The organism is Acinetobacter pittii (assembly GCF_022449185.1).
Classification (GTDB): domain Bacteria; phylum Pseudomonadota; class Gammaproteobacteria; order Pseudomonadales; family Moraxellaceae; genus Acinetobacter; species Acinetobacter pittii_I.
Genome location: NZ_JAKUKO010000003.1, coordinates 344669 through 356279 on the forward strand (window position 1 = coordinate 344669; position 11611 = coordinate 356279).

Here is an 11611-nt window from a genome sequence, read left to right on the forward strand (position 1 = left end):
TCAATAAGATCTGCCTGTTTTGTAAATACTAGATAGAAATTTGTATATAAATTATTTAAAAAACAACAAAAGATTGAGCGCACATTAGAATAAAAAACTATCAGCAAAGAGAAGTATTTGAATAATCAAAAGTTGCTGGTTACGACGTATAAAATTCGGGAGAATAACCAATGTCGATAAACCCTATAGAACTGCTTAAAGAAAAAGTATCATCAACTATATTAAATAATCAGGACGGATACCTAGGCGAAAAATCGAATGCTTTATCTATGTTTTATCCAATTTTGCTTTCACTATTAGCTGCTAAACCTGATCTTATTGGACAATTAAAAAATAGTTTGGCTCCCTCATTATCAGACCTTTTTTCTCATAATGACCAAATCAAGAATACTGTACTTACTCACTTAAGCGGTACAGCACCAAATAATGAAATAGAAAGTACACTCAACAGCGCGATTAAACCCAGCCTTAATGCAATTTCAGACGTTGCCGGAAATGATCAACAGAGTATTGTAAATTATTTACGTCAGCATGCAGATACTATTCGTTCGCATTTACCGGGATGGGCAGTAGGTCTATTAGCTCCTTTAGGACTTGGTGCAGGTTTATCTTCAGTTCCACATGCAACTTCAGCAGCCCCACCATTAGCTGCAGCCAGTGAAAAAACAGGCAAATCTCGTGGGTTCCTCCCTATTATTGCCTTAATTATTTTGGGCCTTATCATTGCTTGGTTATGGCGTTCTTGCCAGCATAAAGAAGCTGTGCCAGCACCAGAACCAACGGCTGCAAGTGGTGTTGAAGCTACTACCACAGCTGCACCTGCGAGTTTAACTTTAAGCACAGATGATAAAGGTGCTGTTAGCCAGTGTCAGGCAGGTATTGGCGATCAAGGATTCTTAGCGACATTACAAACCCAAGTTAAGCAGGTTTTCTCATCAACTCAAGATTGCAACGTTGATACTAGTCAAACATATGCAGCTGGGTTTACAGATAAAGATGCACTTGCTGGCGTGCTTGGTGCATTGAAAGGTGTGCCAAATGCATCTTTAGAATGGATAGGTGACAAAATTACTTTGAAAGCAGGTGATGCAGCAGCGTTAGCAGCATTAACTGCTAAAGTAAAAGCGCTTGTTCCTCACACTGAAGTTGTTTCTACTGCACCAGAAACAGCTGAGCAATCTGTAAGCAATAGCTTAACTGCTTCGCAAACTGCTCTAGGCTCAATTGATCCGAATAATGTCGATGTAAATGCATTAGTAAAAGCACTTAACTTGCAAATCATTAATTTTGCGAGTGGCTCAAGCGATATTCCAGCAGACAACAAAGCTATTCTTGATCAAGCTGCAACACTTTTAAATAAAGTCAGTGGTGTGAAATTAAATGTGGGTGGTCATACCGACTCAACAGGCAACGCTGCGGCAAATAAAGCTTTATCACAACGCCGTGCTCAAGCAGTAGTCGACTATTTAACATCTAAAGGTGTAGACGGGTCTAAATTAGTTGCACAAGGTCATGGCTCTGATCAGCCTGTTGCAGAGAATGCAACAGAAGAAGGACGCTTTAAAAACCGTCGTATCGAGTTTTCAGTAGCTCAATAATATTCTGATTTATGAAAAATTAGATATTTTAATTTGAAAAAAGCTTCTCATTTTGAGAAGCTTTTTTGTTGAAACAAATAGTGTTGGATCGATATGAAAATTAGTTTGGTTGGAAGTGGGCGAGTTGCTTTTCATTTGGCAAAGGTACTTTTGGCTCAAGGTCATCACATCGTACAAGTCTATGCGCGTGATTTTGAGAAAACCCAAAAGTTTGCAAAGCAATTTCAGGCAAAAGCATGTCAGTCTCTTCGAGAATTTCAACCGACCGATCTTATCATTTTAGCGGTTTCAGATAGTGCGATTGCAGAGCTTGCAAAGCAGATTCATGAATTGTTTCCTGAAACACTTATGGTTCACACCTCTGGTAGCACAGATATTGAAGTCATCAGTCAGGTACATGAAAAAGCAGGGGTATTTTATCCTTTGCAAACTTTCAGTCTTGAAAGAGACGTTGATTGGCAAGCCACACCATTATTTGTTGAAGCGATAACAGATACCGATCAAAAACTACTTTTAAATTTAGCAAATAGCCTAAGTAATAGAGTATATCAATACACCTCAAAACAGCGTTTAACTTTGCATTTAGCAGCAGTATTTGCCTGTAATTTTAGTAACTATTGTTTTGATATGGCAAAGCAGGTAGTAGATAAAGAGCAGGTCGACTTTAGTTTGCTCTATCCTTTAATTATAGAAACAGCAAAAAAAGCGACTGAAAATGATCCAAAGCAAATGCAAACTGGGCCTGCGGTAAGGGGAGATCAGAATATCTTGGCAATGCATCAAGACTTATTGGCTCAAGCAAATCGAGATGATTTAAAACAGGTCTATCAACTTTTAAGTGATGGCATCGTGAAGCGCCATCACTCGAGTTAAAGCTGATTTAAAGATCAAGGTTCGCCGTTATTGCCCCATTTTAAGAAACCAGCACGTTGATTTAAACGTTCAAAATATTGGTCAACATACTTAAGTGTTGGATGGTCAAAAGGAGTGGCTTTCCAGCGTTGTACAGACAGACCAATTGGAATATCGGCCAAGCTAAATTGTGAACCAGCAACATAGGCTTGGGTTTTTGCAAGCTGTTGATCGAGAAGCTGCATATGATGATTCCAGTCATCAATACCTTGTTGTAATAAGTTTGGATCTTGATGATCTGGTGAATGTCTCAACAGAGACATAATTGTATAAGTCCAGCTGTTATTCAGCTCGATTGCTTGCCAATCAATCCACTGGTCAACAAAGAATCTTTCTTTCGCTTGAATAGGGTAAAGCTGATGTTCTTTATCATACGCATTTGCCAAATAACGGATAATACTGTTGGACTGCCAAAGGACTAAATCGCCATCTAAAACAACAGGTATTTGCCCGTTTGGGTTTAATTGTAAATATTCAGGTGATTGAGCAGAGCGAAAGCCTCGACCCCAGTCTTCTCTTTCATATTCAAGATTTAATTCTTCACATAGCCATAAGACTTTGCGAACGTTAATGGAGTTATCGCGCCCTAAAATTTTTAACATATTGTTTTCTAACTTTTCGTGAGTTTCAGTAAATTGAATGTAATACAGATTCTTTTATTTTTTAAGATTTAATAATAAAAAAAGATAAGTGAACAAAGAGCGCTTATAAAAGCATAATTTTCTTGATATTTATCATTCTGTTGCGCTAGAAATGTACAGATAGTTTTGTATAGTTGGTGTTAAAATAATGTATTGAAAATGAAAATATAAATTCTTAATGTTTCTTAATTTTACAATTGATGATCAAGACAAGATCATAGGGGAAGGCGTAATCCAAGCATGCCAAGTCGGCGAGTCATTTTCTCCAACTTAAATTACACTGTTTTGTATGAGAATTTAAAATAGTATTAGATAGAGAAAAATATTTCATATGTTTAATTTATTATTAATAGGGTTTTCAATTTTTTTTGGATTTTTTTTAATCTTATGGTTAATTTTTAAATTTCTTCTTCTGGTGGTTAAGAATATCTATATAAAGTATATTTTTTTAGGATTATCATTAATTTTACTTTTAATTTGGGGTGGCTATTTTATTATAAAAAATTATGAACAAAGAAAAATAGAGAAAAATTTTTGTTTGCAGGTTAAAAAATTTAATAAAGATCAATTGTATGAAAGAGCGATGGCAAGTTATTTTCAGAGTTATAAAGATGATATTATTTTTAAAAAATCGAAAGATAAAGTAGATGATAATGAAAAAAGTGATAATGCTACTTATAATCTATTTGTTTTAAAAGAAAATATTCGTAATCTTGATGACTTGAAAAATAATTTTAAAAGTCAAATTGAAAATCCATATAATACAATTAATTCTAAAGTTACTGTAGGAAAAAGAGGAAATAAAATACTTGATGAGGATTTGGTGTTAGATGGTATTTCTCATGGTAGTGTTGTAGTTTTAACAGGATTTTCAAAAATACGAGACAATATTGATGTAAATAATAAAAATCTTTATCAGCAACTCAATAATAAAAATAGTTTTTTATTGACACTTTCTTCAGATGGGGATAAGAATAATCAAAAATTTTATCCATATAACTGTTGTAGTATTATGGATTATGAGAGTGTAATTAAAAATAAGAAAATTAATAATATTTCCAATCAAAAAATAACTAAGTATTATTTGGTTGTTTCGTATTATGATTATGAAATTAATACATTTATTGAGAATATGAAATATATGCCAATTCAAAAAAATAATATTGAAGTCCAAATACATCCTATTGATGAATGTGGAAGGGTTTATTTTAATGTTTACCTTCCTGTAGAAAGATTGAGTGTTAATTGAAGTTGGATTAGGCTAAATAATAATATTTGATATGGTTTATGTTAAAAAATATGAATTATTGTCTTTATATTAATTTTAAAGTTTTGATTAATTGTGAAAGGTGAGGTTGTTTTGGCTTGAATTATATGATTTCGTATAGTGTTTTAATTAGCTTTTTAGATTATTTAAAAGTCAAACTATCTACTTGAGTTTGAGTGGGGATTAAAATGAAGAAATATAAAATATTTTTTCTTGCTATATTGGTGTTTTTCGTAATATTTGATTTTATTAATAATAAATATCATGAATATGTAATGAATAAAAATGAAGAAAAAGGATTTTGCACAAGTGAGAATAAATATCTTACTGATGAAGAAAAGCTAATAAATTTAAAAGCAGATTTTTTGGCTATAGAAATGGAACATTGGATTAGAGATGGTCGTGAAGGATTTAATGTGGATGATCATGTAATGTATGTTTCTAAATTTAGTTTTAATGATAAAGAGGAAATTATTAAAGTGATAAGTACTGCAAAAATAGATAAAACATTTGAAGAGAATATGGATGTTGTAGCAGTAGCAACAATGCAGGATTATTATAATAATGAAAATTGTAAAAAATATAAAAGAAGATGCAAAGATTTAAGCCAAAATAAGAATAATTTAAAAAGTTTGTGGACAAAAGATAATCGGGTGGATGTTGATTATGTGAAAAACTTGCCAATGAACTATTCTGTAATAACTTTTGGACGAACAATTTATCCACTTTCAAGTTTGAAAAAAATAAGTAAGGGTAATTATAGTATAGAAGGATATTCTATTGATAAGCTGTGTTGTGATAATAAAGAAATCCTTAAATCGATTAAAGCAAACGATTTAAAAATAGTAGGAAATATGAAAAGAATGGAAGAAGATGAAAAAATTTATAGCACCAAAGAACCTGATTTAAATTTGGATCAAATTGATGGTCAAAATATTGATAATATTTATATTATGAAGTTATATGAAAATTTAGCACTTAATGAGCCAGAACAAGTCCAAAGATATGGATTACGTATGAGTATAGGCTCTTTAAGACGTGATATACATCCAAACGTTAGAAAAATATTAGTCACAGCATGTGGCACTATTTCAGAAGAAGAGCAAATATTTAACTCTAGTGAAACTCAAAGTGGCGAAGATATTTCATTGAGAAAAAGAGATAAATTATATTAATTAGATTTTTGCTATTTTATAATTTTAATACTATTTAGAAGTTTTGATAATTTTAGAGATTAACTAATGTCATATCTAAAGAAAAATTTATTGTTTATGTGCTTTTTATTTTTAGGAGGATACATGAGTAAAGAAAAAGCCAATATACCTCAAGAGGGGGATGTTGTTATATGGAAACAAAATAATAATTTAGTTGTTAAAGCAAAATTAGGAGAACGTAGAATACATATTTTTGATCAATTTGATTTGGAGTTTTATCGCCCAGAAAGAGAACATTATTTAGGTCAGTTTCCAATAAGTTATATACCTGAAAAATTTGCTTCAATCACTCAAAAAGATATAGATAGTTTACCAATGCCTGATTCAAATCGGCAATTACAATTTAATTTAGTTTTAAGAAAATCAAGTTTTCAGGCTACAGATGGGTATATACCGGATCATAAAGATCAAGTACGAGTTAAGATTGAAGGTCTAACTATAGATATGCGAGAGCAGAAATTAGATACTAATAAAATAATGCTAAATAACTTTAATTCTAAATATGTAGATCTTAAATCAAAGTTTAAAAAAAATGGTTTGGATTGTTATAAAAGGAATATATCTGATAACGCTTTTCTTTGTTATGGATATTCAAAAAATAAGGATGTTACTGGAGTGCTTTTAGAAGTTTTTACTTTGGAAAATACAGTTGATAATCGGTTTGTTCAAATTCGTGGAAATAGTTATGAACCTAATAAATATGGTGGAGTATGGGTTAAATGGGAAACAAATGTAAATAATTGGGAAGAGTGGCAAGAGATTGATAATGCAATTTGGCGTTTATTAGATATCTGGAACGTAGCTCCTTTAGAAGTTAAGTCAAAAAATATTAGAAAATGAATATGTTAATAATTAACTTAAATTATTAATATATATGTAATTTAAAAATATATTGAGGTATATAATTTACGCTAATTTAAAAAGGCATTAAATACTAGTATTTAATGCCTTCATTTTTGTCTCTAATAGTTAAATTTTACTTAATCTTCTTAAAGATAAAGTCATTAATTTTATGGCCTGACTCAATACCACGGCGTTCAAACTTAGTCACTGGGCGCCATTCTGGACGTGGGTAACTGTTGCCTTTACCTGCCAAGTTTTCAAGGTCTGGACGGTTGTCTAAAATATCAAGCATCCATTCAGCATACGGTTCCCAGTCTGTTGCTGCGTGGAATGTACCACCAAGCTCAAGTTTCTGTTCAACCAATTGCATACGCTCATGAATAACAAAACGGCGTTTAAAATGACGTTTCTTTTGCCAAGGGTCTGGGAAGTAAAGTTGTACGCAGTTAATGCTGTTGTCTGGCATTTCACGTAAAACCTGAATCGCATCTGCATCAAGTACACGTAAGTTTTTAAGTTCTGCCATACCTGCTTCATAAAGACACTGAGCAATACCAGGTACGTGGACTTCAATACCCACATAGTTGCGTTCAGGGTTGGCTTTTGCCATAAGTACTAATGAACGACCCATACCAAAACCGATTTCAACAGTTAAAGGACGTTCTGGATGTTCGAAGTGTTGGCGTAAGTCACCAACAGGATATTCCAAAATTAAATCGCGATGTTGTTCTAATGCCGTGCGTTGAGACGTATTAAGGGGTGCTGAACGACGCATAAACGTCACAATTTCACGGTGTTCAGGCAAATTGTCTAAGTCTGCAATTTGCGTTTCTAACTGATCGATCGACATAACCTTGGCAATATTGAAATTCAAATGCGGTATTTTAAGTCTTCATGTGGTCAAGTCAAATGTTTCGGTGTTTTTCTTCATGTAGATGTCATGTTCAATATTTAATCTAAGAATCTATATAAATTTCAAATGAACATATTTACTCATGAAAAACTTTCAATTACGCACACTTTCTGTGCTATTAGGGGCACTTGGTGCTTTTACATATAGTCCTTGGGCACAAGCACAGCTCATGTTTAGTCAATATGTTGACGGCAGTAGTAACCGCAAAGGTTTGGAAATTTATAATCCAGATGGGACCACCGTTAATTTAGCCGACTATGAAATTCAACAATTTAATAATGGTGGTACAGCAAAAACAGCGACTTTCCGTTTACAAGGTTCATTAACCAGTAAGCAGAAGTTTTTGATAGGCCGTTCTGAGTTACAGGCTGAACTTGGTAGTAAAGTAAATCAGGTCGCTGCATTATCTTTTAACGGTGATGATGCCGTTGTACTTGTTTATAAAGGCACACCTGTAGACCGTTTTGGGCGTATTGGTGAGCGACCAGAAGCAGGATGGGGAACAGCCGTTTCGAGCTTGGGAAATAGTTTTAAGCGTATTGAAACTGAGAACCTAGCTTTAAGTATTGATGCAACCGCAGCATTTGATTTGGACCGTTCATGGTCGGCTTGGGCAAATCGAAATGACTTTTCAAATTTATCAGGTTCTACAACTCAGCCTCCTATTGAAACAGTAAGTTGTTCAAGCTCAGATACACCAATTGCTGATTTAGCTACATCAAATCAAGACCAGACTTATACAGTGCGTGGGGTGATTACAGCTGACTATCGTTATGCCAATGGTTTCTCTGGTTTCTATATTCAAACACCTGACACCAAAGCACGTGCGAATGTTAGCAATGCTATTTTTGTTTATATTCCAAATAGCAGCGCTGTAAAAGGCGGACAAGTTGGCGATGAAGTTATTTTGCGTGGTCGTTTAACGACTTATCAAAATCAGCTACAGATCGATCAATTACAACAAGATATTCAAACTTGTAATAGCAATATGGCAAATCAGGTTCAGCCGATTAGCCTTGAACTCCCATTTGCTAGCTTAACAGGTAGTTCGACCCATTCTCCACAGCGTTATCAAGGTATGTTGGTCAAATTACCTCAGACTTTAACGGTAAGTGAGAACTACAATTATGGCCGTTATGGTGAATTATCTCTAAGCTTAGGCCGCTTATATATTCCAACCAATTTATATCCAGCGTTATCTCCTGAAGCTAAAGCTCTTGCTCAGAAAAATTTATTGTCGAAAATTATTTTTGATGATGGCTATAACAATCAAAACCGTACACCTTGGTTACCGACAAATTTTAGCGCTGCTAATACGCTACGTTCGGGTTATCAACTTAAAAATGCTGAAGGTATTTTAGAATATCGTTTTAATGGTTGGCGTGTGCAACCAGTGCTTGGACGTAATCAACCTGAAGTAATTACTCAAACAAACGCGCGTCAAAGTGTCATTACCAAAAATGCCAATCACATTCGTGTAGCTTCATTTAACGTTTTGAACTATGACAATGGTGCAACTGGTTTTCCAACAGAACGTGGTGCAACAACACAAGCTGAGTTTGATAAACAGCACCGTAAAATTGTGAGTGCACTCAAAGCGATTGATGCCGATGTTTACGGTTTAATGGAAATTGCTAACAATGGTTATGGGCCAAATAGTGCAATTGCTCATTTAACCAGTGCTTTAGGTAGCGATTGGAAATACGTCGTTCCTGAAAATTTAGATCGTTTAGGTGGTGATGCGATCGCAGTTGCTATTATCTATAACAGCAAGCGCGTTAAGCCTTTAAATAAACCTGTTGTGCTTGATTTGGGCGACAAGAACCGAACAACATTGGCGCAAAGTTTCCAAGCCGTTCGTGGTAATAAAACGTTTACCGTTATTCCAAATCACTTGAAATCGAAAAGCTGTAGCGGAGTTGATGCTAGCTCTATTGATGCAGACCAAAAAGATGGTCAAGGCTGTTGGAACCCGACTCGTGTGAAAGCAGTAGATCAAATTGTGCAGTGGTTAGCGAAAAATCCAACTCAAGTCCCTAAGCAAAATGCTTTACTTGTAGGTGATATGAACAGCTACGCAAAAGAAGAACCTATTTTGTCATTTGAAAAAGCAAACTACAAAGTTTTGCTGAATGACGCTAAGGTAGGACAGGGTGCTCAGGCATATAGCTATGTATTTGGTGTTGCGAGTGATGCCAACGGCAATGGTGGAGCAGGTAACTTAGACCATGCAATTGCTGATGCAGCTTTATATCCAAAAGTAGTGAGAACCTTTGCATGGCATATCAATGCAGATGAGCCAACCGTTTTAGACTACAACGAAGAATATAAAACTGATGAGCAAAAGGCATTGTTCTATGGTGAAGATGCTTATCGTTCTTCGGACCATGACCCTGTAATTGTCGATCTGGATTTAAATGGAAAAGACTCAAGCCACCCTGACGATGATAAGAAAAATGGGATCTTTGATTTCTTAACTGAATTAATGAATTGGCTTAGTCAGCTGTTTAAGCGTAATTAACGGAAAAATTGCGTGACGCAAATGTGTTTTATCATATTTTAAACAATCGTCACGCAAGACAACTTGCAAGGAATAACTTTTTCAAGAATATTAGATGGTGTAAGTATTTTATAAGTTTACGCTTTTTTACAATTAAGGAATTGTGCAAACCTTGCAGGTTTTCTAGAAGCAATTTAAAACGTTAATATGAGATAACAAGGATCAGATATGAAATTATATTATTCGCCAGGCGCATGTTCTTTAGCTGCACATATTATTTTAAATGAAATTAATGTTGATTTTGACTTAGAACGAGTAAATTTAAAAACACATAAAACAGAAAAAGGCGCAGATTATTACGAGATTAATCCAAAGGGATATGTACCAGCTTTGGAAATTAATCCTGGTTTAATGTTAACTGAGAACGTTGCGATTTTACCTTTCCTTGCTCAGCATGATCCTAAACAGGATTTGATTCCGCCATCGGGTATGGGCCGTGCTAAAGTATTGGAATGGTTGGGTTATTTGAACTCTGAATTGCATGATGCTTATGCAGTTTTCTTTGGGGCACCTCTAACAAATGATGAAAAAACCAAAGCTTATGCAGAAATCGACCGTCTTTTAAAATATATCGATAACTATTTGTCTGAATCTGATTATGATTATTTGGTAAATGATAATTTTGGTCCAGCAGATGCTTATCTATTTGTTTTAACAAATTGGTCAAACTCAATTGAGCATGACTTAACACCGTATAAACACATTATTGCATTACGTAATAAAGTAGCAGAGCGTCAATCTGTACAAATTGCGATGCGTGATGAAGGCTTAATTTCATAAAAGATTTCAGAGCCAAAAAAGCCCCTAATCAATAGGGGCTTTTTTATACTAAAGATGATTAGTGTTGAGCATCTTTTTTCACATCAGCAGCAGTATTTTCAACAGCTTGAGCTGCATCAGCAGTTGCCTTACGAGCAGTCGCTTCAGTTTTTGCAGCAGCTTCAGCGGTTGCGTCAGCAGCATGATCGGTTGCAGCATCGATCTTCTCAGCAGCATTATCAGTTGCGGTAGCAATATCCTCTGCAGCTTTATCACCAGCAGATTTAATATCAGCACTTGCTTGTTGAGCTGCATTTTCTAAGTGTTCACCCGTTGTCGCACCTGTTTCTGGAGCTTTATCTTTATTACATCCAACAAGAGCAACGGTCGCAGCAAGACCTAAAGCAACAAGTAATTTATTCATTGTGTTTTTCCTTCTAATTTATGGCATCCAAAATTATGGATGTTTAAAATATAAACATAAACTAACTGATTAATAAAGATCGAAAATTGTTAAAGAGTTGTAACTTTAATATTAAAAAAGCCTAGCATTTTGTAATGCTAGGCTTGGGTTAAATCGTACTGGTTTGACTAGGTTTTACTGCCCAGAACGGATAATGTAATCAAACGCAGAGAGCGATGCTTTAGCACCTTCACCTGTAGCAATAATGATTTGCTTGTAAGGTACAGTGGTACAATCACCGGCAGCAAATACACCTTGCACATTGGTTTCGTTGCGGTCATTCACAATGATCTCACCACGGTTGGTTAACTCAACTTCACTGTCTTTCAAGAAGTCAGTATTCGGCAATAAACCAATCTGTACAAAGATACCTGTAAGCTCGACTACATGCTCTTCATCAGTCGCACGGTCTTTATATTTAAGACCAGTCACTTGTGATCC

Annotated in this window: 11 protein-coding genes; 7 read left to right on the plus strand and 4 right to left on the minus strand. The window is 34.7% G+C overall.

The window, feature by feature from the left end:
* Positions 1-170 precede the first annotated feature (170 nt).
* Positions 171-1598 (plus strand): OmpA family protein, encoded by a 1428-nt coding sequence (locus MKX14_RS10275; RefSeq protein WP_240282388.1) that lies wholly within the window; start codon positions 171-173, stop codon positions 1596-1598.
* A gap of 93 nt (positions 1599-1691) precedes the next feature.
* On the plus strand, positions 1692-2471 hold the full coding sequence (locus MKX14_RS10280; RefSeq protein ID WP_240282389.1) for a Rossmann-like and DUF2520 domain-containing protein: 780 nt from the start codon (positions 1692-1694) through the stop codon (positions 2469-2471).
* Positions 2472-2485: 14 nt separating this feature from the next.
* Here MKX14_RS10280 and yliJ read toward each other — a convergent pair whose 3' ends face one another.
* Positions 2486-3112, minus strand: a complete 627-nt coding sequence (gene yliJ / locus MKX14_RS10285) for a glutathione S-transferase family protein (RefSeq protein ID WP_240282390.1) — start codon at positions 3110-3112, stop codon at positions 2486-2488.
* 370 nt (positions 3113-3482) lie between these two features.
* Here yliJ and MKX14_RS10290 point away from each other — a divergent pair, with 370 nt between their 5' ends.
* The 3 genes from MKX14_RS10290 (at position 3483) to MKX14_RS10300 (ending at position 6472) form a co-directional block, all read left to right on the plus strand.
* The gene (locus MKX14_RS10290; protein ID WP_212511691.1) at positions 3483-4400 is read left to right on the plus strand and encodes a hypothetical protein; all 918 of its coding nucleotides are present in this window, start codon (positions 3483-3485) and stop codon (positions 4398-4400) included.
* A gap of 206 nt (positions 4401-4606) precedes the next feature.
* Positions 4607-5593, plus strand: a complete 987-nt coding sequence (locus tag MKX14_RS10295) for a hypothetical protein (protein WP_212511690.1) — start codon at positions 4607-4609, stop codon at positions 5591-5593.
* 123 nt (positions 5594-5716) lie between these two features.
* The gene (locus tag MKX14_RS10300) at positions 5717-6472 is read left to right on the plus strand and encodes a hypothetical protein (RefSeq protein WP_212511689.1); all 756 of its coding nucleotides are present in this window, start codon (positions 5717-5719) and stop codon (positions 6470-6472) included.
* A gap of 136 nt (positions 6473-6608) precedes the next feature.
* On the opposite strand, the gene trmB is transcribed toward MKX14_RS10300, so the two are convergent.
* Positions 6609-7325 carry a tRNA (guanosine(46)-N7)-methyltransferase TrmB gene (gene trmB, locus MKX14_RS10305; RefSeq protein WP_002121537.1) on the minus strand — a complete coding sequence of 239 codons (717 nt, stop codon included), beginning with the start codon at positions 7323-7325 and terminating at the stop codon, positions 6609-6611.
* Positions 7326-7470: 145 nt separating this feature from the next.
* Between trmB and MKX14_RS10310 the strand changes: the two genes are divergently transcribed.
* Positions 7471-9909, plus strand: a complete 2439-nt coding sequence (locus MKX14_RS10310) for an ExeM/NucH family extracellular endonuclease (protein WP_240282391.1) — start codon at positions 7471-7473, stop codon at positions 9907-9909.
* Positions 9910-10116: 207 nt separating this feature from the next.
* Positions 10117-10728, plus strand: a complete 612-nt coding sequence (gene gstB, locus MKX14_RS10315) for a glutathione binding-like protein (RefSeq protein ID WP_039757466.1) — start codon at positions 10117-10119, stop codon at positions 10726-10728.
* A gap of 58 nt (positions 10729-10786) precedes the next feature.
* Here gstB and MKX14_RS10320 read toward each other — a convergent pair whose 3' ends face one another.
* Positions 10787-11131 carry a hypothetical protein gene (locus tag MKX14_RS10320; protein ID WP_046812316.1) on the minus strand — a complete coding sequence of 115 codons (345 nt, stop codon included), beginning with the start codon at positions 11129-11131 and terminating at the stop codon, positions 10787-10789.
* A 174-nt stretch (positions 11132-11305) separates the two neighbouring features.
* Positions 11306-11611, minus strand: a 306-nt coding sequence (locus tag MKX14_RS10325; RefSeq protein WP_240282001.1) for an FAD-dependent oxidoreductase, incomplete at its 5' end; no start/stop codon positions are given.

Bases quoted from the DNA above. Each gene is read 5' to 3' on its own strand.
- gstB (WP_039757466.1), top strand. From the start codon at position 10,117: ATGAAATTATATTATTCGCCAGGCGCATGTTCTTTAGCTGCACATATT.
- MKX14_RS10310 (WP_240282391.1), top strand. From the start codon at position 7,471: ATGAAAAACTTTCAATTACGCACACTTTCTGTGCTATTAGGGGCACTT.
- yliJ (WP_240282390.1), bottom strand. From the start codon at position 3,112: ATGTTAAAAATTTTAGGGCGCGATAACTCCATTAACGTTCGCAAAGTC.
- trmB (WP_002121537.1), bottom strand. From the start codon at position 7,325: ATGTCGATCGATCAGTTAGAAACGCAAATTGCAGACTTAGACAATTTG.
- MKX14_RS10300 (WP_212511689.1), top strand. From the start codon at position 5,717: ATGAGTAAAGAAAAAGCCAATATACCTCAAGAGGGGGATGTTGTTATA.
- MKX14_RS10275 (WP_240282388.1), top strand. From the start codon at position 171: ATGTCGATAAACCCTATAGAACTGCTTAAAGAAAAAGTATCATCAACT.
- MKX14_RS10280 (WP_240282389.1), top strand. From the start codon at position 1,692: ATGAAAATTAGTTTGGTTGGAAGTGGGCGAGTTGCTTTTCATTTGGCA.
- MKX14_RS10320 (WP_046812316.1), bottom strand. From the start codon at position 11,131: ATGAATAAATTACTTGTTGCTTTAGGTCTTGCTGCGACCGTTGCTCTT.
- MKX14_RS10290 (WP_212511691.1), top strand. From the start codon at position 3,483: ATGTTTAATTTATTATTAATAGGGTTTTCAATTTTTTTTGGATTTTTT.
- MKX14_RS10295 (WP_212511690.1), top strand. From the start codon at position 4,607: ATGAAGAAATATAAAATATTTTTTCTTGCTATATTGGTGTTTTTCGTA.